The sequence below is a fragment of the Methanocella paludicola SANAE genome, from assembly GCF_000011005.1.
Lineage (GTDB): Archaea > Halobacteriota > Methanocellia > Methanocellales > Methanocellaceae > Methanocella > Methanocella paludicola.
Window position 1 is genome coordinate 2,876,828 of record NC_013665.1, and the last position, 23,519, is coordinate 2,900,346.

Sequence of the window (23,519 nt, forward strand, 5' to 3'; positions counted from 1 at the left end):
TTGTCCGGGGAATATATAAATTTGTTTAATATGGGCTTAAAGCGCCTTTGCCAGGTCGTCGATCATTTCCTCGAAGGTGAAGTTACGGGGCACCACGTCGACGCGAACGCCGTTCTCTCTTAAGAATTCGGCAGTCGGGGTGCCGATGACAGCCACGGCCTTAGCATTCATCGCGGATTTAAGCTCCGGCAGGACGCCCATGGACTCGGCCGTCATGAAAAGGCTCCTCGCCGTCATGGTGCTGGTGAATGTGAAGGCGTCGATGCTGCCCGCAAGGGCCTCCCGGACGAAGGCCTCCTGCGCCTCGCCCTTCAGAGGCACGATGTCGTACAGGATGGTCTCGTGCACGATGGCCCCGCCTGCCTCCAGCCCCTTGATCAGTACGGGGTTGCCGTGGTCGCTCCTGAGGACTTCCACGTGCTTCCTGGGGAAGGAGAACTCTTTGACGATGCCCTCGCTCGAATAGGTGGACGGGACCATCTTCGCCCAGATGGCGTGGGCCTCCAGCGCCTTCTTCGTCTTCGGGCCGATGGCGAGCACGCGCACGCCCTCGACGAGGCCTAAAAAGTGCTCGACATCATCGCCAAGCCGCTCCAGAAGAAATAAAAAGCCGTTCTGGCTTGTCAGTATTATTACGTCCACCTGGCCGGCGCTCAGCCGCTCCAGGAAGGCATCGACGTCCCCGTTCTTCCTGGGGACCATCTCCATCATGGGCACTGGCACGGCCTCCATGCCCTTCGACCGGAGGTACTCGACCGCCGCCGGGAGGAACTTCGCGGGGCGGGTGACGGCCACCCGCTTTGTCAGGGCCACCCGCTTCATTTTAACATGCCCCTCAGCCGCACGACCTCTCCCACGACGATAATGGCAGGGGAGCGCACTTCCCTCAATTCGGCCAGGCCCACGATGTTGCCCAGCGTGCCTGCCGTGACCCGTTCCTTTTCCGTGGTGCCCCGCTCGATGATGGCCACCGGCGTGTCCCGGGGCTTTCCGTTGGCGAGCAGCGCCTCGACGTTCTCCCGCAGGCGGCTCACGCCCATTAAAATGACGATGGTGCCCCTCATCTGCGCCAGCGCCTTGAAATTCAGCGCCGGCTCCCCCTTCGCCGGGTCCTCGTGGCCGGTGATGAAAGTGACCGCTGAGGCGCATCCCCGGTGCGTGACCGGTATGCCCGCGTGCTCCGGCACGGCGATGGCCGACGTGATGCCCGGCACCACCTCGACCTCTATTCCCGCTTTCCTCAGCGCCTCGGCCTCCTCCCCGCCCCGGCCGAACACGTACGGGTCGCCTCCCTTGAGCCGGACCACCGTCTTATACTCCGACGCCGTGGCGATGAGCATCCGGTTGATCTCTTCCTGGGGATACGTGTGGTCGTCCGCCCGCTTACCGACGTCCACGAGCTTCGCTCCCGGCGGGAACAGCCTCTTTATGCCCTCTCCCACGAGGGCGTCGAACAGGATGATGTCCGCCTCTTTCATAAGGCGCTCCGCCTTCCTCGTCAAAAGCTCCGGGTCGCCGGGCCCCGCACCGACCAGGTACACCTTGCCTTTATCGCTCATCGCCGCAACTCCCTCTTCGCCTCTTCTACCAGGTCCCTGCCGCCGCAGGCGGCAAGCTTTTCGGCCAGCCTCAGCGCGTGGCGCTCATGATCTTTAACCGGTATGGTCTCCCTCACCCGGGCCTGTCTCCTGCCGTCCAGGGAGAGCACCTCGCATACCACGTCCAGGCCGTCGCCCTCGAGCCTGGCGTACGCGCCCATGGGCGCCACGCATCCCCCGTCCAGCGCCGAGGCGATGGCCCGCTCCACGCCCGTCTCCAGCCAGGTATCATGGTCGTTCAGCGCGCTGACTGCGTCGAACTCCGGGGTGCCGGGCCTCGCCACGATGGCGATGACCCCCTGGTTAGCCGAGGGCACGAAATCGTAAGGGTCCAGCCGCTCTTTAATGATGTCCATGCCCAGCCTTATTAAGCCTGCCTCCGCCAGCAGGATGGCGTCGTACTCCCCCTCCCCGAGCTTCCTCAGCCGGGTGTCCACGTTCCCCCGGATGTTGTTCGTTCGCAGATGCGGGTAATGTTTCTTGATGAGCGCCGCCCGGCGGGTGCTCGACGTGCCCACCACGGCGCCCTCCTCAAGCTCTGAAAGCTTCTTCCCTTCCCGCGTCACGGCCACGTCCAGGGCGGATTCCCGCTTCAGGACGGCGGCGGTCGCAAGCCCCTCGGGGCGCTTCGTGGGAACGTCCTTGAGGCTGTGCACGGCGATGTCCACCTCGCCGGCCAGGAGGCGGTCGTCGATCTCCCGCACGAACGCCCCTACGCCCTTCATCGCGTGCAGGGGCTCGCTCGTGTGGACGTCGCCCGATGTCTTGATGATGGCCGGGCTCGCCTCAACGCCCCTTTCAGAGAGCAGGCCGCACACCTTCCGGGCCTGTGCCATGGCGAGCCTGCTGCCCCGGGTCCCCACCCTCATTTCAGCGCTCCGCAGGACTTGATGAACGCCCGGAGCGTGTCCTCGACGTCCCCCCTCTCGTGGGCCGTAGAGAGGAAGCACGTTTCGAACTGCGAGGGAGGGAGGAAGACGCCGTTCTCCAGCATATGCGACCAGAACTTGTCGTAGAGCGCCTTGTTGCAGCGCAGCGCCTGCTGGTAGTTCTCGGGCTTCGGGCCGAAGAACACCTGGAACATGGAGGCCATGCCCGATACCGAGTAGTCCAGCTTCATGCGCTTTAATAACTCGGTAAGCGCCTGCCGGAGGGCCTCTCCCGACTCGTTGAGCTTGATGTGCGCCCGCTGCTTATCTAAGTAGTCTACCGTGGCCATGCCGGCCGTCAGGGAGAGAGGGTTGCCGTTGAAAGTGCCGGCCTGGTACACACCGCCCTGAGGGGCCACCTTCTCCATGATCTCCTTCTTGCCGCCGAAGATGCCGATGGGCAGGCCGCCGCCCGCGATCTTGCCCAGCGTGGTCATGTCCGGCTCGACGCCGAAGTACCCCTGGGCGCCGAACATGCCGACCCGGAAGCCCGTGACCACCTCGTCGAAGATGAGGACGACGCCGTGCTCCTTCGTGAGGTTGCGCACCGCCCTCAGGTAGCCCTCCTTCGGAAGGATCGGGCCCATGTTGCACATCACGGGCTCCATGATCACGCAGGCTACCTGGTCCTTATTACTTTCGAGCGCCGCCTCCATGGCCCGTATATCGTTGAACGGCACCTGGAGGGTGTGCTTTGTGAAATCCTTCGGCACGCCTAAAGAGTCGGGCACGCCCATGGTGGCGGCCCCGGAGCCGGCCTTCACCAGGACCCCGTCGTGGGCCCCGTGGAAGCCCCCCTCGATCTTGACGACCTTGTCCCGGCCCGTGTATCCCCTCGCGGCCCGGATGGCGCTCATGGTCGCCTCCCCGCCGGTGCTCACGAACCTCATCATCTGCATGCCGGGATAGTAATTTCTTATCTTCCGGGCGTACCGCACCTCGAGCTCGCACGGGGTGCCATACAGCCAGCCCTCGTCCAGCTGCTTCCCGATGGCATCCTTTACCGGCGCGGGCTGGTGGCCTAAGATGAGAGGGCCATAGCCCATGCAAAAGTCGATGTAGCCGTTGCCGTCGGCGTCCGTGAGCCGGCATCCCTTCGCCGACTTCGTGTAGAATGGGAACGGCTTCGCGGCCCGGACGGGGCTTGAGACGCCCCCGGGCATCACCTGTAACGCTTCCTCAAAAAGCGCTCTGGAAGTGTCGAGCTTCATGGAACCTCACTTTATTAGCGTTGCGATGTCTTTTGCAAAATATGTTATGAGCATGTCCGCGCCGGCGCGCTTCATCGATATGAGCGCCTCCATGGCGGCCTTTTTCTCGTCCAGCCAGCCGTTTGCCGCGGCGGCCTTTATCATTGCATACTCGCCGCTCACGTTGTAGGCGGCCACGGGCGCCCGGAACTCGTGCTTGACCCGGTACACGACGTCCAAATAAGAGAGGGCGGGCTTCACCATCACGATGTCAGCTCCCTCATCCAGGTCGAGCGCCACCTCGCGCATGGCCTCGTCCGAGTTCCTGGGGTCCATCTGGTACGAGGAGCGGTCGAAGCCCGTGAACCCGGAGTCCGCCGCCTCCCTGAATGGGCCGTACATGGCCGAGGCGTACTTGGCCGCATAGGACATGATGGCCGTGTCCTTGAGGCCGTTGAAGTCCAGCTCGCTTCTAATTGCATGGACCATGCCGTCCATCATGCCCGAAGGGGCCACGATGTCGGCGCCCGCCCGGGCGTGGTTGACGGCCACCTTCGCGATGACGTCGAGCGTGGCGTCGTTGTCTACCGTGCCGCCCTTTATTGGGCCGCAGTGGCCGTGAGTGGTATATTCGCAGAGGCAGACGTCCGTAATGACCAGCAGATCCCGGCGCTTCTTTTTAAGGCGCTTCACTGCGGCCTCGATGACGTTCCCGCCCTTGTGGGCGCAGCCCCCGGTCTCGTCCTTGAGGCCGGGAATGCCGAAGAGAAGCACGGCCGGGATGCCCAGCGCCTCGAGCGAGTCGGCCTCCTCCTCGACCTCGTCGAGCGGGAGCCTCTCCACTCCAGGCATGGACTTTATCGGTGCCCGCTTCGTCGCCGTTTCGTCGATAAATATCGGATAGATCAGGTCCTTAACGCTTAAGGTGGCCTCCGCCGTGAGGTCCCTCAAAAGAGCGTTGCGCCTCAGGCGCCTAGGCCTTGTGACCGGATAGCCCATCGTTATCCTCCAGGTCGAACAGTACTCGCGCGGTCCTTAAATATTCGTCGTCGCCCTTCTCCGCCGCCAGCCTCAGCCTCCTGGCGGGCGCCGCCAGGATCTTGCCCGTGAGGGCGCAGGAGAACTCGGACAGGATGTCCTTCTGGGCCTGGTTCAGGCCCCCGTGGGATGAGAGGCGGCATACGGCCCGGTCCAGCTCGGCCAGCCGGAGGCTGTCCGCGTGCAGGTAGAGCCCGCCTATGACGTGGTCGGCCCGCTGGCGGCCGTACGCCTTCTTCATCCGGGCCAGCTCCTCGGATATGATGCGCTCCACCTGGCCGACCTCGGCCCTGCGGCGCTCCAGGTTGGCCTCGTTGATCCTGCGGAGGCTATCGATGTTGTGCAGGACGACGCCCGGCACCCGGGCCACGGCCTCATCCACGTTCCTGGGGTTGGTGATGTCTATGATGATGAGCGGTCTCCTCGCGCACGTCTCGACCATCTTTTTTGTTATAATAAGGTGGGGCGCCGCCGTGGCGCATATCAGGACGTCGGCGGCCGCAATGTAATTGCAGATGTCGTCGAGCCTGACCGCCACGCCGCCCAGGCTGGACGCCAGCTTTTGCGCCTGCTCAAAGGTACGATTGGCAACGTAGATGCCCTTCAGGTTCTTCTGGGCCAGGCCGTTGGCCACCAGCGAGCCCATCTCCCCGGCGCCCACGACCAGGATGGACCTGCCCTTCAGGTCCCCGGCCAGGGCTTCGGCCAGCTCCACGGCGGCCGAGCCGATGGACACGGACCCTTTGTTGATCCGGGTCTCCAGCCGGGCCCGCCTCCCGGCGTCGATGGCCCCGAGGACGGCCGTCGAGAGGATGCTGCCCATACAGCCGTTCTTTTCGGATAAGAGGTATGCGGACTTGAGCTGCCCGAGGATCTGGTCCTCGCCGATGATCATGGAATCCAGGCCGCCGGCCAGGCGTAATAAATGTAACAACGCGTCGTCGCCACACGCGTGCTCCAGCGGGGGCATGCCCTCTGCAACGGCGAACTTCCCGAGGACGTCAGGGTCCTCCGACACGGCGTATATCTCGACCCGGTTGCAGGTCTGGAGGATCATGGCCTCGCTGGCGCCCGTCACCGTCAGCCTTTGTAGGGCCGCGTCGACGTTATCGAACCGGGCGGCCTCGATGCCGCCTATGGAAGCCCTGTGGTGGTTGACGGACGCGCTCGTTATGAAAGTCATGCTATCCCTTAAGACGTAGTAACACTTTAATTTACAATATTAGCACTACTGCAAAATTATTATAGTTTGCGCATCAGGAGCGAGCGTGGCGCAACGCCAGCTCTAACGCCCTGTCGTCCTCTTTTAAAGCGTCCCATACGGCCGGGTCGTCCAGGATAGCCCATAATATCTTTTCCCTTGCTTTTTGATCCGGCAGCTGGCTTTTTAATCTCTCCCGCACCCGGTCCTGGAGCGCCGCCATCTTCTCCACGTCCTCGCCCAGCGCCGGCTCGAGCTTCAGCCTGAGGTACTTCGATAGGGCCGGGCTCCGGCCCCCGGTGGAGATGGCCACCATGACGTCCCCCTTTTTTATGAGCGAGGGCACGACGACTGGCGACTCGCCCGTGGCGTTGTTGGCCAGGATGCCGGCCGCCTCTGCCGCCTGCGCTATCGACTCGTTGAGCTCCGCGTCGCCGGTGGCTGCCACCACCAGGAAGGCCCCCTCGACCAGGCCAGGGACGTCGCCGGGGACGACGGCACGGCGCTCAAGCTTCACGAGGCCGTCGGCGCCCATGGCCTCCAGGCACTCCGTGAACGAAGGGCTTATGACAAAGACCTCGGCAGGTAAAAAATATCTGGCCTTCCGCTCTCCAACGGCGCCGCCGCCGAATATGATGACCTTCCGGCATGAAAAGTCCAGGAACAGCGGAAGGTAAGATGCCACTATGATGCCCCCCGGAGGGTGTCCCTCGCGAGGGTGTCCCTCACGAGGGTCGTCTGGTAGTACTTCGAGTAGTTAAAGGAGATGGCCGAGAACGCGGCGAAGCCGACCCAGGGGATGATGACCACGAGCAGCGCCGAGACGGAGCCGATGGCGATGATGGCCACCGAGGCGATGAGCGTCGTCAGGTACCCTTTAGGGTCGAGCGATATGAGCCCCCTGATCCGGCCCGGCGTCAGCGCCACCCTGACGCTGTCGCACGTCGCATAAAGCACCCAGGAGGCGAAGAACACCACGCAGAACACGACCGCCGTGACGGCCATGGTGACCACGAGCGCGATGGTGCTCAGGAGCACCATGAAGGGCATGTTGAGCGCCTGGAAGATGAAGACCGACAGGGCCACGAGCGATATGACGACCAGATACGCCAGCGCGTAGGCCAGGAATACCACGACCATGCGGAGCCCGTCCCAGAACATGTCCACGATGTTGTTCCACTCGGGCAGGATGCCGTTGCCCCCGATGGCCTCTCGCATGCACCGGGTGATGTACCCCAGGAAGAAGGGGAGGCCCACGGCGAAGGCGGAGAGGAAGAACACGATGCCCCCGACGAGGAGCGCCGAGATGTTGGAGGACGCGTACTTGAGCGCGTCGGCGAATGTCTCCAGTAAGTCATTTCGGGGCATTATGTTACTAGCTATTGTTCAATGTGAAATATAGCTTTGGTGGTGATATTAGCGGATACCATATATAGAATCAATTCTAACCACTCAGACGATGCCCGATTTTAACACGCCCGCCGAGAGATATCTCCGGGACTTGATCTCCATGCCCTCTGTAACAGGCCGCGAGGGCCTCGTGAAGGACTATTTAGCCGACGCCTTCAGGAAGATGGGGCTCGGCGTGGAGCTCCAGAAAGTCGAAGGGGACCGCTGCAACGTCATCGGCAGGCTGGGAGAAGGCCCGATAAAATTAATGCTCTGCACCCACACGGACGTCATCCCGGCGCTGGACGAGTCGCTGTGGCATTCTCCGCCGTTCGAGGCCACCATGAGGAACGGCCGCATATACGGGCGGGGCTCGACGGACGCGAAGGGCTCGCTGGCAGCGGCCATGGAGGCCATGGGGAAGGCGGCCAAGCTTAAAAAATTCAACGGCTCGGTGGCGCTGGCGGCCGTCGTGGAGGAGGAGACGGGCCGGTCGCTGGGCGCGAGGAAGCTCATGGAAAAGTACAGGCCGGAGATGGGGCTCATCCTGGAGCCCACGGGGCTGAGGGTGGCAATCGCCCACAAGGGGGCCCTGAGGCCCGTCATTACTGTCCATGGCCAGGCCGCCCACTCGTCGAGCGCGGACATGGGCGTCAACGCCGTGTCCATCGCGGGGGAAGTGCTCCGGGACCTGGAGAGGTACCGCAACAGGGTCATGAACGTGGTCGACCCCCTGCTCGGCCGCTCGTCCCTCGAGGTGACCATGATCCGGGGCGGGGAGCGCATCAACGTCATACCCGTGAAGTGCCACATATACGTGGACAGGCGGCTCACCTCGGGCGAGACCGTCGGGGGCGCCTTCGACGACCTGGCCCGGGTCGTGGAGAGGATCGGCGAGGAGACGGGGGCCCGGATGGACGTGGAGTTGTTATGCTCCTACCCTCCGTCGAGCGTGAGCGAGAAGGAGCCGGTGGTCGCGCTTATCAAGGATGTTCTGGCGAGGCACGGCCTGCCCTCGGCGCCCGTCGGCTTCCCGGCGGGGTGCGACATGTGGACGTTCCGCGCCAACGGCGTGCCGGCCGCCGTGCTCGGGCCCGGGTACATCGACCAGGCCCACGGCGTGGACGAGTACATCGACAGGGAGCAGCTGAAGCTCGCCGCGGACCTGTACGAGGACATCGTTAAAAAAGCGTTAATGTAAAAGCGGCTCTAAGACTAATAAGAAAGCTCGAAGACTGTTTCAGCCACGAAGCGACACTAAGAGGGCCTGAAGCTACACGAAGACATAATAATATATTTTTGACTCTTCCGCGGTTTTGGGATGAATATTTTTTTTATCCTTTTCTAGTTATGCCGTCGTTGAGTGGTCCAACCACAGAGGCACGGAGCGCACGGGAGTTTCACAGAGTTTTATTTTAATAATTTAAGACTCAGAGGGCTCAGAGGCCGGTTTATTAGTTTGCCTGGGGCACAGAGTTTATTGAGGCTCGGTTGACCAATAAACAATAATGCGGGTTTATCCTCGGCAGTGCCTCTTTCAACTCCGTGCCCCGGGAATGTTATAAACCCGTACTCCGTGGCCTCTGAGCCTCCATTTATAAGAAAACTCCGTGAAACTCAGCGCTCTCCGTGCCCCTGTGGTTGGACCACTCAACGACGGCATAACATAAAAACGAGCGAAGGCATCAGCCAAAGCAATATATCATCCCAAAAACGCACAAGAACCATAATTTTAAAAAATCTTAGAGTAGCTTAGAGCCGGCTTAGTGTCGCTTTGAGGCTGAAACAGTCTTCGTGCATTCTTAATAATAGCTTAGAGAGGCTTTAGTTCCTTCTGATGTGCGAGATGACGTGTCCCAGCTCGGGGACGATCAGCTCTGAGACGGCGACCCTGGCGGCGTTGGGCGAGCCCGGTATGCAGAACACGGCGCGGTCCTCGATGACCCCCGCCATGGCCCGGGTAAGCATGCTCGCGGTCCCGACCTCCTCGTAACTTTTAATGCGGAATAGCTCGCCGAAGCCGGGGATGGTCTTCTGCAGCATGGGCGTGACCGCCTCGATGGTGACGTCGCTCGCCGTCAGGCCCGTGCCCCCGCAAACGATGGCCGCGTCCGCGTCCGAGAGCATGTCCATCAGGCACCGCTCGATGTGTAGCCGGTCGTCCGGCAGCAGGCGGTAAGACGTCCTGTGGCCCGCCTTCGCCAGAAGGCCCACGATGATGCTGCCCGACTCGTCCTCACAATCTGCCGGCGACGCCGAGTCCCCGTACTTAGCATATCGAGAACTACTGACAGTAATGACGGCACACTTATAAGACAGGCCTTTAGCCTTATCCTTATGCTTCTCGTGTGAAGGCTTTTCCAAGCTGCTCACCTACAGTAAAATAATGGGCACAGGACTATAATGATTTTGCCACATTTTTCGACGCATAATCTATTTCTCGAAGGGCAATAGTATGTTAAGCGACATGGCAAAAACGAGCGAAGCGCAGGAGCGGTATTTCAAAAGCCTCGAGGGCGAGTTCGGCCGGTGCAGGGAGCTTGCGGGCCGGGCGCGCTCGCGGGGATTCGACCCCCAGCTCGAGGTGGAGGTGCCGTCGGCCAACGACCTGGCGGAGCGGGTGGAGGTCCTCATGGGGATCCCCGGGCTGGCGCCCCACATCAGGAAGTGCGAGGAGAAGATGTCCAGGGAGGAGGCCTCGCTGCAGGTGGCCGCCGACATCGCAGAGGGGCTCGTTGGCAGGTTCGATACGAAAGCGGACGCCATCCAGTGCGCCGTGCGGACCGCCGCCGCCATCATCACCGAGGGCGTGGTCGCCGCGCCGCTCGAAGGGATATCCCAGGTATCGATAGCGAAGAACGACGACGGCACCGAGTACATCAAGATCTACTTCGCCGGGCCCATCCGGAGCGCCGGGGGCACGGCTGAGGCGCTCTCCGTTCTAGCGGCAGACTACGTGCGCCGCAAGGTCGGGCTCGCCCCGTACAAGCCCCGGCCAGATGTCGTCGAGCGGTACGTGGAGGAGATCGCCCTCTACAAGTCCATCCAGCATTTACAGTATACTCCCACGGACGAGGAGATCCGGCTCATCGTGCGTAACCTGCCCGTCTGCGTGGACGGCGAGCCCACCGAGGACGAGGAAGTGCAGGGGTACCGGGACGTCACCGGGGTCGACACGAACCGCGTCCGGGGAGGCATCGCGCTCGTTATAGCGGAGGGCCTCATCCTGAAGGCCCCCAAGGTCAAGAAGCACGTCGATAAGCTCAAGTTCGACGGCTGGGAGTTTTTGGACAAGGTCATCGCGGGCTCGAAGCCCGCGGACGAGAGCCACGACGAGAAGGTCAAGCCCAAGGATAAGTTTTTGGTCGACCTGATCGCCGGGAGGCCCGTGTTCGGCCACCCGTCCCGGGCGGGAGGCTTCCGCCTCCGCTATGGCAGGGGCAGGAACACGGGGTTCGCGGCCGCGGGCATACACCCGGCGTCCATGGTCATCATGGACGACTTCATCGCCACCGGCACCCAGCTCAAGGTCGAGCGGCCGGGCAAGGCCGCCGCCATGGTGCCCGTGGACAGCGTGGACGGCCCCACCGTGCGCCTCATGAACGGCGACGTGCTCTACATCGGCACGGTCGATCAGGCCCGGGCCATCAAGAAGGACGTCTCCGGGATACTCGACAACGGCGAGATACTCATCAACTACGGCGACTTTTTGGAGAATAACCACATCCTGATGCCCTCGCCCTACGTGCTGGAGTGGTGGGAGCAGGACCTGGCCCTGGCCACGAAGGAGAAAGTCCAGGTCCGGTCGGCCGGAGAGGCGTTCGATGTCTCCGAGAAGTACGGCGTGCCCCTGCACCCGAAGTACACGCTCATGTGGAAGGACGTCTCCACGGAGGACATATTGCAGTTAAGGGAGCACGTCGTGAAGACGGGCAGGCTCGAGGACGGGCTCAGGATGCCCGTGGAGCCCCGGTCGAAGCGCACGCTGGAGCTGCTATTATTGCCCCATGAGGTGAGGAGCGGGGCCGTCATCCTCGACGCCGACCGGGCGGCGCTGCTGGTCCGCTGCCTTGGCCTGAACCCGGACCTCTCCCCGAAAGAAGCCGACGTCTCCGGCCTGGACCCGCTGGATGCGGTGAGCAAAATGTCGGGAGTCACGATAAAGGACCGGGCGCTGTCCAGGATCGGGGCCCGTATGGGCCGGCCCGAGAAGAGCAAGATGAGGGAAATGAAGCCCCCGGTCCACGTCCTCTTCCCGGTGGGCGATGCTGGAGGCAACCGGCGCTCGCTCGAGGACGCGGCCGCGTTCACGAGGAACATGAACGATAGGGCCGGGCTCATCGAGGTGGAGATGGGCCGGAGGAAGTGCCCCGGCTGCGGCGCCGTCACATTCAGGAACCGCTGCGACTGTGGGGCCCACACGCTGCCCTACTATGGCTGCCCTGACTGTAAAATAGACAACATCACGGGCGCCTGCCCGAAGTGCGGCAAGCCCGCCACGCCGAACGTCCGCATGAAGGTCGACCTCAAAGGCCTGTATGCCGAAGCGCTTGAGAACCTGGGGGAGAGGGGCAACTACGAGATCCTCAAGGGCGTGCAGGGATTGATCTCGAGCGAGATGACGCCCGAGCCCCTGGAGAAGGGAGTGCTCCGGGCCAAGCACGGCGTGTACATGTTCAAGGACGGCACCGTCCGGTACGACCTGAGCGACGTGCCCCTCACCCACTTTAAGCCCCGGGAGATCGGGCTGTCTCTCGAAAAGCTAAAGCAGCTCGGCTACGAGAAGGACGTATACGGAAGGCCCCCCGAGTCGGGGGAGCAGGTCTTCGAGCTTAAGGTGCAGGATATCGTGCTGTCCCACGACTGCTCCACCTATCTTATAAAGACCGCCGGGTTCATCGACGACCTGCTCGAGAAGTTCTACGGGCTGCCCAGATACTATAACGTGAGCTCCGAAGAGGAGCTGATCGGCCACCTGGTGATCGGCCTGGCGCCCCACACGTCCGCCGGCGTGCTGGGCAGGATCCTGGGCTTCACGGGCGCCTCGGCGGGATACGCCCACCCGTTCTTCCACGCGGCCAAGCGCCGGAACTGCGACGGCGACGAGGACTGCGTCATGCTCCTCATGGACGGCCTCATCAATTTTTCCCGCTCATACCTTCCGGACCGCCGGGGAGGCAAGATGGACGCGCCCCTGGTGCTGTCCATGCGCATCGACCCGAAGGAGGTGGATAAGGAGTCCCACAACGTCGACGTCATGGCCAGGTATCCCAGGGAGTTCTACCTGGCGACGCTGGAGTATAAGTCGCCCAAGGACCTGGAGAAGATGATGGATCTGGTGTCGAGGCGGCTGGGCACTCCGGCCCAGTACGAGGGGTTCATGTTCACCAACGACACGGGCGACATCGCCGCCGGCCCTACGAATTCCGCATACAAGACGTTAGGGTCGATGGAGGATAAGCTGAAAGCGCAGCTTGAGCTGGGAAGGCGGCTCCGGGCGGTGGACGAGAAGGACGTGGCCGAGCGGGTGATCAACTCCCACTTCCTGCCCGACCTGATCGGCAACCTCAGGGCTTTCTCGACCCAGCAGATGCGCTGCGTCAAGTGCGGCGCCCGGTACCGAAGGCCCCCGTTGTGCGGCACCTGCCCCAAGTGCGGGGGCCGGGTGATATTGACCGTGCACGAGGGCGCCGTGACCAAGTACATGGAAGTTTCTATTAACATCGCCCGGGAGTACGGCGTCTCCAGCTACACGCTCCAGCGGCTAGAACTTCTTGACCTCTCCATCAAGAGCCTCTTCGAGAACGATAAGTCCAAGCAGGTCATCCTTTCCGACTTTATGTGAGAAGCTAAGCTCCTCGAAAATTTATTAAGAATGCTCTAAGACTATTTCAGCCACGAAGTTACACAAAGCAGGCCTGAAACTGCACAAAGGTATTAATAAAATATTTTTAAAAGTCTTAGAGTTTCTTCAGCAAGCTTCGTGTCGCTTCGCGGCTGAAACCGTTTTCGTGCAGCTTATTATTTTTTCGAGGGGCTTGCATAAGGGAAAAAGATTTAGTGGCCGGAGCCTATGGGGGTATAACTATTACCGGTGGACGAGGGTATGGACGAGGGTAAAAACGACCTCAGATTGACGAGAAGGAGCTTTTTGGCCGCGGCAGGCGTCGTGGGCGCAGCGCTATTCCTCAAGGCCAACGCGCCAGCTGTGGCCGCAGCCATCGCCGGGTCAGATAAAAAGCTCGTCTGGCTAAGGGGCTCGGGGTGTGGAGGGTGCACCGCATCGATGCTCAACGGCGGGGACCCGGACGTGCTATCCGCCCTGGAGAAGGTCGGGCTGGAGCCGGAATACCACGACGAGTTCATGCTCCAGCAGGGCGTGTTCGTGGACGGCAGCCTCTCGGGCAGCTCGGACCACAACTCCCGCATACGGCTGAGCGAGCTGCTGGCCGGCGGGGACTACGTCCTCGTCGTGGAGGGCGCCATACCCGACGGCCCGGAGGGCAGCGGCCGGTACTGCATGTCAGGGGCCATGCCCTTCAAGCAGCTATTCACCGAGGCCGCTCCGGGGGCCTCCTGCATCGTCGCCGCGGGCACCTGTGCCTCGTACGGGGGCGTCTCCAGGCTGTTCAGAGCCGCCGACGCGGCGGGCGTGGCCTTCGGCGGGACGTCCCGCCTCAAGGGGGCCATGAGCCGCTACGGCGTCGATAATAAGGTCATCAACGTGCCCGGATGCCCCACGCATCCCGAGTGGCTGCTGCTCGTCCTGGCGGACGTGCTCTCGGGCCGGGACGTGGCGCTCGACATGTACGGCCGCCCGGTGGCGTTATTCGGGGCTACCGTACACGATTCCTGCCCCAGGAGGGGCGCATATGACAGGGGCGACAGGGATAACGAGTTCTCCGGGGGCAACTGCCTTTACTCGCTGGGATGCAAGGGCCCCCTGGCGTACGCCGACTGCCCGACCCGGCGCTGGAACGGCGCCTCGAGCATGTGCACCCGGGCAGGAGGCCCGTGCGTCGCCTGCGTCGAGCCGGCTTTCCCGGACGCGTTCATGCCGTTCTTCGGGAAGTCAGAGAGTAAGGAACTTTTCGCCGACCTGGCGGTGGACGACATAGCCAAGGTCGTCATCGGCGCATCCGCCATCGGCGCCGGGATACACGCGGTGAAGCGGCTCGCAATCGGCGAGAGCGGCCGGGAAGAGAAGGGGGAGAAGAAATGAGGATCACCATCGACCCGGTGACCCGCCTATCCAGCGGGCTGCGAGTCACCGCAGAGCTCACGGACGGCGCCATAACCAGCGCGAGCAGCTCGGGCATGATATACCGGGGGCTCGAGCAGATGCTGGCGGGAAGGTCCCCGGAGGACGCCCCGTACTTCACGCAGCGCATCTGCGGCATGTGCTCTGCATCCCACGCCACGGCGTCCGTGAACGCCATCGAGAGCGCCGCGGGCGCCGCGGGCCTCATACCCCGGGACGCGCTGCTCGTCCGGAACATCCTCAACGGCCTCGGGTGGCTGAAGAACCACGTCGAGCACCTCTACATGGCGTTCATGCCCGACCTGGCCGACCCCGTGTACGGGGACGCGCTGAACTCCTCCAGCCTGGGTAATTTATTATGGCAGGAGCTCAAAGAGCGGTACGCGGTCTCGGGCGGCCAGGCCTACGGCGAGGCGCTCAGGTGCATCAGGGAGATAGGCAGGGCCGAGGGCGTTCTCGGGGGCCGCTCCCCGTGCTCGCCCGCCATCGTGCCGGGAGGCGTCACGGTGAGGCCCGCCAGGGGAGACATCGGCGCCCTGGAGACGTGCCTGGAGAACATCGACGGCTTCCTGCAGAAAAGGCTGGTCGGCGCCATGACCATAGGCGAGTGGCTGGCTAATACGCACGACCAGGACGCCGGGTTCGGGTACGACTACATCGAGCACCTCCCCATGGGCGACCTGTCGGCCTCGAAAGGCTGGGGGGACCTGCCCCTCTTCATGATGTTCTTCTCCAGGATGTTCGCCAGGGACGTGCTATCCCTCCCCGCATACATCGGGCTGGACGACGCGGGCGGCTATCCCCTCGACGACCAGCTCATCGGCTTCCTCAGCTACGGGTCCTTTTACAGGGTCAGGGACGAATCCGGCCGGCTCAAGGACGGGTACGGGACTGTCGAAGATGGCGCCTTCGAGATGCCCGCCGGGTTCACGCCCGGGGGCATGCAGAACATATACCTGGCCGCCGACAGGGTCGACCCGAACCTCATCGTCGAGCACGTCGCGGCCTCGTTCTACGACTACAGCGAGGAGAGGCTGTCGGAGGCCCCGCTGGACGGGGAGACCGTGCCGGCCGGCAGGGCGAGCTCCATAGAGCTGGACGGCGCCCGGTACAGCTTCATCAAGGCCCCCAGGTACGGCCGCGTGCCGTGCGAGGTCGGGCCGCTGGCGAGGCAGATCAACTCCAGGGAAAGCCTGATCATCGACGCCATGCGCAGGCTGTACTCGCGCAACATGAGCGTCACTAATTACCCCATGGCCAGCGTATACACCCGGACCATGGCCCGGATGCAGGAGACATTGCTCATCTCCCGCATGCTCCACGAGTGGCTCGACGATCTCCATGTCAGCGATGAGAGGCAGAAGTATTGCGTGCCCGTGTCCGTGAAGCCTAACAGGACGGGGAGCGGGCTCATCGAGGCGCCCCGGGGCGCGCTCGGCCACTGGCTCAGGATAGGCAAGGACCAGAAGATCTCCAACTACCAGGTCGTGGCCCCGACCACGTGGAACGCCTCGCCCAGGTGCAGCGAGCAGAAGAGCGGCCCCATGGAGCTGGCCCTGCTCGGGTGCAGCACCACGCCCTCCGGGTACCTGCCCGGGTCGGAGTCGAACCCCGTGAGCATATACCACGTCATCCGGTCGTTCGATCCCTGCGCCGCCTGCGCCGTCCACACCGTGAAGAGGCGGGACATTGGATAGGCTGATCGTGACCAGGCACACGACCCTGGAGCGGCTCTCCCACTATACGAACATCGCCTCGCTGGCGCTCCTGCTCGCCTCGGGCTTCTCCATGTACCTGGGCCTGCCGTACCTCTCGTACGGCGACTCCTATTCAATTCACATCATCTCCGCCGCCGCGTTCATCGCCAACAACTGGATCGTGATGCCGTACACGGCCTTCATGAACAGGAGCCTGTCCAGCTACTTTTTCTGGCCCATGGACTTCCGGAGGCTGTGGGGCATAATTAAAAACTTCTTCACCGGCTCGGAGTATCCCCCCTATTCGGTCTACGACATCGGCAAAGGCCGGTTCGCCAATCGCCTCCACCCCGGCGCCAAGCTGCTCCTCTACTCGCACTACGCGGCGCTCTTCGTGGCCACGGCCACCGGCATCGTCCTCTACTCGGGCTCGGTCACGGTGCTGGGATTCGGCGTATCGTCATTGATCGTGCGCGCCCTGGACATGCTAGCCCCCTCTTTTCACATGCCGGGCATGGCCCTGGCCCTGGTGCTCCACATGGCCGCCGCGTACTGGTTCGTGGCCGAGGCCATCATACACGTGGGCATGGTACAGCTCGACCCCAAAAAGTCCCAGCACATCCGGTCCATTTTCCTGCACGGTAAGGAGGACCTGTACGCCGACCCCACGGCCGACATCGTCGATACTTCGGAAAGCTCTAAGGATTTCGAGGAGAAAACTGCCGTCGAGGTCAAGTAGGCTATTTTTTTAGCCTGAGCTTCTCCATGTCCTCGGCCCGGTTCACGTTCAGAAAAGTCTCAAGCTCCGGGTCGACGGCCCTGACGGCGTCGTCGGGCACGTATACCACGTCCTTCAGCCTCTTCAGGGGAGCCGATATCTTGCTCTCGCCGGCCGCGATGGACTCCTCTACGGCCCTGAGCATGGGCCCCCTCTGATATACGGCGTGCAGGGGCTCAATGAGCCCGTCCTCATGGCGGGGCACGGCGGCGTCGTGGCCGAGCGCCTTCTCGAACAAGAGCCGGACGGCCGCGGAGTTTATTAAAGGCATGTCGCAGGCCACGACGACGGCATAATCGCCCTTCAGGCGCTTAAGGCCGGATAAAATGCCCGATAGCGGGCCGATGCCCTGCACTTCGTCATAGGCGAAGTAGTAGCCGCTGATAAAAGGGAACAGCAGGTCTTTCTGCTGCTCGTCCCTCACCGAGATGACGAGCTCGTCCACGACGGGGCAGAGCGCGTCGACGACCCGGCATATCATCCGCCTGCCCCCGACCAGCTTCAGCGATTTCTCACCGCCGCCGAACCTGGTCGAGCGGCCTCCTGCCAGTATCAGGCCAGACCTCATGAAAACTCCTTATGTGCCTAATACATAAAAAACAGATAGTATAGGCCCATCGATATGATGCCGCCGACCACTGTGGAGAAAAAGTTCACGCCCTCGTTAGTCAGCAGCTTCTTCTGCTGGAAGGTGGCGCCCAGTACGCTGTCGATGTTAGTGCCCAGGAGCCCGCCCAGCACCGCGAGGAGGAAGGCGACCCCCGCGTCGGGGCCGGCGACGCCCATGGCGATGGCCACGACGGCGATGGCGACCGAGCCGAACAGGGCCGATACCTCGCCCAGGATGGATACGGCGCCGTCCGTGCCAGGCCTAACCTTTTTAAGCGTGGTGATCAAGCGAGGCTCGCCCCTATAAGTGGAGCCGATCTCGCTGGCCAGGGTGTCGGCGGTCGCCGTGGCCATGGCGCCCAGGTACCCCATGATGAAGATGGTCCTGTCGACGGTACCGACGTACGGGAGCTCGAAGCTCCCGATGGCGCCGAAACCGACCACTAATATTAGAGGGAACAGGCAGTTGCCGAACACGTTCCGGTACCCCCGGGAGCCTTTATTCATCTGGGCCGTGCCGATCTCGACCTTGTACCTGTACTTGTACTTGGTGAAGAGGGTGCCCAGGAAGAAGAACACGAGAAGCAGGGCGAACCAGCCGATGCCCCCGAACAGGATCATGAGCAGCCCGGAGAGCACGCCCGCCAGGGCGCCGGAGAGGTCGGCGGCGTTCAGCTTGTACGAGGCGACGCCGATGATCAGCGGGAACGTCGCGGCGATGATTATTTCGGCCGAGGCGGGGATGCGCGCGTAGGTGAACGACGAGAACAGCCACATGGCCATGCCCGCGCCCAGCGGTATGGCGATGCTCTCCTCGTCCACGATCGTATAGAGGAGCGCGCCGGTCACCGTGCCTATTACCGCTAAAAAGAACATCAGGTCGAGCCGGTCCGTGCCCATGCCCATGTTCACCATCGCCCAGCCCCCGAATATGAAGCCGAATAAAGTGCCCAGTATGAGGAGCGTGACGATCCAGAAGAGCGCCTTATTCCGGGAGACCAGGACGTTGACCAGGGTGGCGGCCCCCTCGCCGAATGCCACGATGCCGATGGTGGCGGCCATCACGTAGACCGGTAAGTCGAGCGACACGACCAGGATGGCCAGGAGAAGGATGGCGAAGCTGAACTTCAGCGGGCCGATGAGCACGCCAGCCTCCATGTCGCGCTCGGAGGCGAACGCCCTGAAGATAAAAGAATTTTTAGGCATGTACAGGATGGCCACGACCCCGAACAGGACGCCCAGGACGATGACCCACTTGGGCACGAAGGGGAACAGCAGCGCCAGCAGGCCGAGGGAGATGTACGCGGACTGCCGCTTCAGCTCGGCGTCTAGCGATTGCCGGCCAAAAGTGCTGAGCCTCGGGTACATAGAGTCAGTATATTCGGCCAATACGCAAAATACTTTACCCTATAGTGAATTAATACGTACGATGCTCGTCCGGCAGATGGCATATAAGATCTACGAAAGGTCCCTGGCCAGCGGTATTAAGCAGAGCCCCGTGCCCCGTTGTATAGCGCTCGTCATTTCGGACGGCGACCTCATCGACCGGCCTGCGCTCAACAAGCTGCTCCAGCTGATCGAATGGTGCGCCGAGCTGGGCGTCCACGAGGCGTCCATTTACGTGAGCGTGACCGACACCAGCGCCGTGTCCAGGCTGGTGGAGTGCATCCGGGACGTCTTTGATGGCGCCGGGTTCCCGGGGAAGATCGTATCCCCGGGAGGCATCGCGGACATAGAGGGCGACATGCCGTGCACGGTCAGCGTCTCCATCGGGTACGGCGGCAAGCACGAGCTGATCAACGCGCTCCGGGCCGCGATGAAGGACGTGAAGGAGGGCAGGCTCTCCGAGGACAGCATCGACGAGCAGGCCATCGATTCCCGCCTCGTGTTCAAGTGCGAGCCCGACCTGTTCATCCGCACGGGCGAGGAAAGGCTCACCGATTTTCTGATATGGCAGGCCGTGTACTCCGAGCTGTACTTTACGGACGTGAACTGGGAGGACTTCCGTAAGATCGACCTGCTCAGGGCGATCAGGGACTACCAGTACAGGCAGCGCAGGTACGGCACATGATCACAGAGAAGGACATCATGTTCCCGGACATACCCTTCGGGAAGACCGCCGTGCTCATCGTGATAGGGCTCGCTATTTACTTCGGCTACTTATACCTGGTCGGCTTCGACAGCGTCCTGGACGTGCTCCTGCACGCGGACTACTGGTACATGGCGCTGGCTGTCATCATCTCCCTGTCCGCAAATGCCTTCCACGCGGCCGGATGGTGGGTATACCTTAAAAGCATGGGATATAAGACATCGTTCTTCAAGGCGTACCAGATCTACCTCGCGTCCATATTTTTCGTCAACCTGCTACCTACGATGGCCGTGAGCGGCGAAGTCTCTAAGATTTATTTCGTGCAGAAGAGCACGCCCGGGAGCCGTTTCGATAAGACGCTGGCCACGTGCGTCATGAGCAGGGTGCTCGAGATCGTCCCCATCGCTTCAGGCGCGACGGTCGGCGTGCTTTACCTGGCTTTCTTCTACGGGATGCCCATCTGGGCCACTGCTTTCTGCCTGTTCGTCGCCCTCGCCATGGCATCAGTGGCCGTAGGCGGGCTCGTCGTGACCATGGACAACGTCCTTCTTCGAAGGCTCGCGAACTCCGCCTTCCGGCTGTTGGGCCGGCTGCTGAGGAAAGACCTCTCTGCGCAGGCGGAGCACGTCGACATCATCCTCGCGCAGTTCGACACGAGCCTCAAGGACATGACGAGTAACAGAGCCCTCGTGGCCGGGTCCCTCGTCTTGATATTAGTGGCCTGGTGCCTGGACGTCTCGGTCGCCTACATCGCCTTCATGGCCATGGGCAGCCCGGTGTCCCCGGTGCTCGTGGTCACCGTGTTCTCGGTCATGGTCATACTCCAGATGCTGCCTATATTCCTGCCCGGGGGCATCGGCGTCGTCGACATCGTGATGACGACGCTGTACATGACGGTGGGGATAAGCAAGAACGCCGCGGCCGGGGCCACCATCATGGTGCGCTTCGTCACGCTGTGGTTCCTCACCGCGCTGGGCGGCCTCGTCACGCTATACCTGACGAAAGCCCATGGAAAAAACGGCGCCAGATGAGGAGAAAGAATCAGAATATTTTACCTGCCAATCGGATGCGACCAAATAAAATTCAATAAAATTCTAGACTGTATTATATACTCGTAGGCAAATTTCTATTTATGAGCGACTACGTGCCCGTGAAGGTGAGGGGCGTCTATTTTGTGAGCACGATCACCGGCCCCCAGGCCGTCGTGTTCATCGCGGCGGACAACGAGCGTATGGTCCCCATCTATATCGGGCTCGCCGAGGCCATCTCCATCGACATCGCGCTCAGGAACGAGACCACGCCCAGGCCGATGACCCACGACCTCATGAAGTCGGTGATGGACAACTTCAACATCAGGATCGACCGCATCATCATCGACGACCTTGACGAGCAGGTGTTCTACGCCAGGCTCATGCTCAAGGACACGGACAAGGAGATCGAGATCGACGCCCGGCCCAGCGACTGTATCGCCCTCGCCGTGCGGATGAACGCGAGCATCTTCATCGACCCCGAGATCTTCGACAAGGTCGCTGTCGACCGCAAGGATATCGAGGCGGCCGGCAACCTCGAGGAATTTTTCGAGTAGGTAATTACTTAATATTACTTTCAAATCGGTTAATATTACTTTCAAATAGCTCTCTATCATCGGCTTCATTATTTAATTGCATATATTTGCAAATATGTTCATACCATTGACCATCAACCAGCGCCGCGACGGGCTGACTAATGTCCTCATTGCGGGCGACACGGCGGGCATATTCTATTTGCTCAGCCACCTGACCGCATTAGAGCTGAACGTGTTCCTGGCAGACACGGGCATACGAAGGCCGCTCCGGGAGTTCCCATGCCACCGCGGGGCCTCGAAAGACAGGGCCAACGTGTATTACGACTTCTTCGACGGGGGGATCGGCGCCGGCATCCCGAGGCGAATGGACGCCGTGCTCACCACGTCGTGCGACCTGAAACGGTGGACCAGGCACTTCGAGGTGCCCGCAGTGCACTTATGGCAGGACGCCTCGGGCACATGGCTCGAGTTCGAGGGGGCGGCAGGGAAGCCGGATAAGGGCTCCATCGCCGACATGCTGGGCGGCTTTATTTCCTCCCGAAGCCGGTACGTGCCGGAGTCTTCCCGGGCATTGCTCGATAAGGAGGGCGAGCTGCATGCCTTCCCGGCAGTCGAAAAGTGGGAGACGAAAAAGCTCACGCCCGACGAGTCGACGTTCAGCGCCTGGGACCGGGCCTGCGACCTGCTGAAGGGAGGGGAACGGCTCCTGAGGAACGACGACGCCATCGAGAGCGGCGAAGAGAGGAGGCTCATCGAGCTCGGGGTGCCCGAGCTGGACGTCGTGGTAATAGAGCGCTGCGGAAAGCAAAAGTACGTGGAGCTTACCGGGGACCTGGCGAGGGTGTTCGACGGGCTGTTCTAGCCGGCCCTGACGAGGTCCACCAGCCGGTCAAGCACGAGGCCGACCCCTTGCCCGGTACGGGAAGATATGGGGAGCACCTCGCATACGCCGCCCGCGTCCCTCGTTATCCTGTCCAGGGACGCGCCCGGCAGGTCCTGCTTGTTCGCCAGGACGATGCACGGCACCCGGTTAGCGTGAAGCTCGCCCAGGATGCCCTTCTCGAACTCGGTCATCCCCCGGGTGGAGTCGACGACTATTATCGCGGCGTGCAGGCCGAAGGCGACGACCTCCCTGGCCACGTCGAACCGGTCCTGGCCCGGGGTACCGAACAGGTAGATCCGATAGCCGTTGTGCTCCTTGATGGCCAGGTCGAAGGCTACAGTAGTCGTGCCGCTGCCGCTCTTTACCTCGGTGGAAAGGGTGTCGGGGTTGACGCAGCGGATGAACGACGTCTTGCCCGAATGGTACGAGCCGAAGGCGACGACCTTGACGCGGTTGCCGCTGTCGACTTTCCTGGCGACGTTCTCGAACATCGATAAATGCCCTCGGATTGTTGGGACTTAACCAGCATAAGCCTTTCTCTCAGGCGCCTTCGAAGCAATGCATCAACAAATTGATATACTATACATATTTTATTAGAGGCACATGGGCTATTCCGCCGGTATCGGGACCTCCGAGCTGATCGACTTACTATTATCGTTCGTAGTGCTCACTGTCGCCTTTGCGATGGTCGGCGGCGGCCTGGGATCATTGAGCGCGGAGCGGATCGCCATCGTCGCCGTGGCGGTGGGCACCGGGTTCCTGCTCCACGAGCTCGCCCACAAGTTCGTCGCCCAGCGGTACGGCTACTGGGCGGAGTACAAGGCGAGCATGTTCGGGCTCATCCTGACGTTCATCATGGCCCTGACCATCGGCATCGTGTTCGCCGCGCCCGGCGCGGTCATGATCCGGAAGCCTGCCCACTCGTCCCGCTCGATGTACGACCTCCAGGCCAATTACGAGGGCGACGACGCCTACTGGGACAGCCTGGAGCGGAAGACTGGCAGCGAGGACCTCTGGATATCGCTCGCCGGCCCGGTGACCAATATCGTGCTGACGATGTTCTTCTTCGCCCTGCTCATGAGCGGCATGCTCACGTCCTCGCTCTTCATCGCCATGGCCTGGACGGCTTTCCAGGTGAACCTGATGCTCGCGGCCTTTAACCTGATACCCATCGACCCGCTCGACGGCGGCAAGATCTTCCGGGGCAACGCGCTTGTATGGGTGATCGTCGGGGTGCCCACCATACTGGCCGCCCTCGCGATCCTGTTCCTGGGCGTCAGGATCATCTAAGGC

The 23,519-nt window shown here is 62.0% G+C and carries 22 protein-coding genes; 10 read left to right on the forward strand and 12 right to left on the reverse strand.

Going from position 1 to position 23,519, the window contains the following annotated elements:
• Positions 1-36: 36 nt before the first annotated feature.
• The 8 genes from MCP_RS14820 to MCP_RS14855 form a co-directional block, all read right to left on the reverse strand.
• Positions 37-822, reverse strand: a complete 786-nt coding sequence (locus tag MCP_RS14820; RefSeq protein ID WP_012901665.1) for a uroporphyrinogen-III synthase — start codon at positions 820-822, stop codon at positions 37-39.
• On the reverse strand, positions 819-1,559 hold the full coding sequence (cobA, locus tag MCP_RS14825) for a uroporphyrinogen-III C-methyltransferase (RefSeq protein WP_012901666.1): 741 nt from the start codon (positions 1,557-1,559) through the stop codon (positions 819-821). Before cobA ends, MCP_RS14820 begins: the two co-directional genes overlap by 4 nt.
• On the reverse strand, positions 1,556-2,467 hold the full coding sequence (gene hemC, locus MCP_RS14830; RefSeq protein WP_012901667.1) for a hydroxymethylbilane synthase: 912 nt from the start codon (positions 2,465-2,467) through the stop codon (positions 1,556-1,558). The genes cobA and hemC overlap by 4 nt, the downstream gene beginning before the upstream one ends.
• Positions 2,464-3,738 carry a glutamate-1-semialdehyde 2,1-aminomutase gene (hemL, locus tag MCP_RS14835; RefSeq protein WP_012901668.1) on the reverse strand — a complete coding sequence of 425 codons (1,275 nt, stop codon included), beginning with the start codon at positions 3,736-3,738 and terminating at the stop codon, positions 2,464-2,466. The genes hemC and hemL overlap by 4 nt, the downstream gene beginning before the upstream one ends.
• A 6-nt stretch (positions 3,739-3,744) precedes the next feature.
• Positions 3,745-4,716 carry a porphobilinogen synthase gene (gene hemB, locus MCP_RS14840; protein ID WP_012901669.1) on the reverse strand — a complete coding sequence of 324 codons (972 nt, stop codon included), beginning with the start codon at positions 4,714-4,716 and terminating at the stop codon, positions 3,745-3,747.
• The gene (hemA, locus tag MCP_RS14845; RefSeq protein ID WP_012901670.1) at positions 4,691-5,938 is read right to left on the reverse strand and encodes a glutamyl-tRNA reductase; all 1,248 of its coding nucleotides are present in this window, start codon (positions 5,936-5,938) and stop codon (positions 4,691-4,693) included. Before hemA ends, hemB begins: the two co-directional genes overlap by 26 nt.
• A 73-nt stretch (positions 5,939-6,011) precedes the next feature.
• Positions 6,012-6,641 (reverse strand): precorrin-2 dehydrogenase/sirohydrochlorin ferrochelatase family protein, encoded by a 630-nt coding sequence (locus tag MCP_RS14850; protein WP_012901671.1) that lies wholly within the window; start codon positions 6,639-6,641, stop codon positions 6,012-6,014.
• Positions 6,641-7,324, reverse strand: coding sequence for a DUF4013 domain-containing protein (locus MCP_RS14855; protein ID WP_012901672.1), 684 nt, complete (start codon positions 7,322-7,324; stop codon positions 6,641-6,643). The genes MCP_RS14850 and MCP_RS14855 overlap by 1 nt, the downstream gene beginning before the upstream one ends.
• Before the next feature lie 91 nt (positions 7,325-7,415).
• On the opposite strand from MCP_RS14855, the gene MCP_RS14860 reads away from it, so the two are divergent.
• Positions 7,416-8,546 (forward strand): M20 family metallopeptidase, encoded by a 1,131-nt coding sequence (locus tag MCP_RS14860; RefSeq protein WP_012901673.1) that lies wholly within the window; start codon positions 7,416-7,418, stop codon positions 8,544-8,546.
• Between the two features lie 623 nt (positions 8,547-9,169).
• On the opposite strand, the gene MCP_RS14865 is transcribed toward MCP_RS14860, so the two are convergent.
• The gene (locus MCP_RS14865) at positions 9,170-9,709 is read right to left on the reverse strand and encodes a MogA/MoaB family molybdenum cofactor biosynthesis protein (RefSeq protein WP_012901674.1); all 540 of its coding nucleotides are present in this window, start codon (positions 9,707-9,709) and stop codon (positions 9,170-9,172) included.
• Between the two features lie 103 nt (positions 9,710-9,812).
• Between MCP_RS14865 and MCP_RS14870 the strand changes: the two genes are divergently transcribed.
• The 4 genes from MCP_RS14870 to MCP_RS14885 all read left to right on the forward strand — a co-directional run bounded on the left by MCP_RS14870 (position 9,813) and on the right by MCP_RS14885 (position 17,042).
• On the forward strand, positions 9,813-13,190 hold the full coding sequence (locus MCP_RS14870) for a DNA polymerase II large subunit (RefSeq protein ID WP_128567293.1): 3,378 nt from the start codon (positions 9,813-9,815) through the stop codon (positions 13,188-13,190).
• A gap of 261 nt (positions 13,191-13,451) precedes the next feature.
• Positions 13,452-14,567, forward strand: coding sequence for a hydrogenase small subunit (locus tag MCP_RS14875; RefSeq protein ID WP_128860099.1), 1,116 nt, complete (start codon positions 13,452-13,454; stop codon positions 14,565-14,567).
• On the forward strand, positions 14,564-16,303 hold the full coding sequence (locus MCP_RS14880) for a nickel-dependent hydrogenase large subunit (RefSeq protein ID WP_012901677.1): 1,740 nt from the start codon (positions 14,564-14,566) through the stop codon (positions 16,301-16,303). The genes MCP_RS14875 and MCP_RS14880 overlap by 4 nt, the downstream gene beginning before the upstream one ends.
• The gene (locus MCP_RS14885; RefSeq protein WP_012901678.1) at positions 16,296-17,042 is read left to right on the forward strand and encodes a cytochrome b/b6 domain-containing protein; all 747 of its coding nucleotides are present in this window, start codon (positions 16,296-16,298) and stop codon (positions 17,040-17,042) included. The genes MCP_RS14880 and MCP_RS14885 overlap by 8 nt, the downstream gene beginning before the upstream one ends.
• A gap of 1 nt (position 17,043) precedes the next feature.
• Here MCP_RS14885 and MCP_RS14890 read toward each other — a convergent pair whose 3' ends face one another.
• Together MCP_RS14890 and MCP_RS14895 are read right to left on the reverse strand one after the other, a co-directional pair.
• Positions 17,044-17,649 (reverse strand): molybdenum cofactor guanylyltransferase, encoded by a 606-nt coding sequence (locus MCP_RS14890; protein ID WP_012901679.1) that lies wholly within the window; start codon positions 17,647-17,649, stop codon positions 17,044-17,046.
• A gap of 17 nt (positions 17,650-17,666) precedes the next feature.
• Positions 17,667-19,058, reverse strand: a complete 1,392-nt coding sequence (locus MCP_RS14895; protein WP_012901680.1) for a DUF92 domain-containing protein — start codon at positions 19,056-19,058, stop codon at positions 17,667-17,669.
• A gap of 76 nt (positions 19,059-19,134) precedes the next feature.
• Between MCP_RS14895 and MCP_RS14900 the strand changes: the two genes are divergently transcribed.
• The 4 genes from MCP_RS14900 (at position 19,135) to MCP_RS14915 (ending at position 22,205) form a co-directional block, all read left to right on the forward strand.
• A complete protein-coding gene (locus tag MCP_RS14900) occupies positions 19,135-19,761 on the forward strand; it encodes an undecaprenyl diphosphate synthase family protein (RefSeq protein WP_128860100.1) in 627 nt (208 codons plus the stop codon).
• Positions 19,758-20,810 (forward strand): lysylphosphatidylglycerol synthase transmembrane domain-containing protein, encoded by a 1,053-nt coding sequence (locus MCP_RS14905; RefSeq protein WP_128860101.1) that lies wholly within the window; start codon positions 19,758-19,760, stop codon positions 20,808-20,810. Before MCP_RS14900 ends, MCP_RS14905 begins: the two co-directional genes overlap by 4 nt.
• Before the next feature lie 101 nt (positions 20,811-20,911).
• Positions 20,912-21,364, forward strand: a complete 453-nt coding sequence (locus MCP_RS14910; RefSeq protein ID WP_012901683.1) for a bifunctional nuclease family protein — start codon at positions 20,912-20,914, stop codon at positions 21,362-21,364.
• A gap of 94 nt (positions 21,365-21,458) precedes the next feature.
• Positions 21,459-22,205, forward strand: a complete 747-nt coding sequence (locus MCP_RS14915; protein ID WP_012901684.1) for a hypothetical protein — start codon at positions 21,459-21,461, stop codon at positions 22,203-22,205.
• Here the strand turns inward: MCP_RS14915 and MCP_RS14920 are convergent.
• A complete protein-coding gene (locus MCP_RS14920) occupies positions 22,202-22,717 on the reverse strand; it encodes a GTP-binding protein (RefSeq protein ID WP_012901685.1) in 516 nt (171 codons plus the stop codon). The genes MCP_RS14915 and MCP_RS14920 overlap by 4 nt on opposite strands.
• Positions 22,718-22,829: 112 nt before the next feature.
• Here MCP_RS14920 and MCP_RS14925 point away from each other — a divergent pair, with 112 nt between their 5' ends.
• Positions 22,830-23,516: a site-2 protease family protein gene (locus tag MCP_RS14925; protein ID WP_012901686.1), complete on the forward strand. Its 687-nt coding sequence runs from the start codon at positions 22,830-22,832 to the stop codon at positions 23,514-23,516.
• Positions 23,517-23,519: the final 3 nt, after the last annotated feature.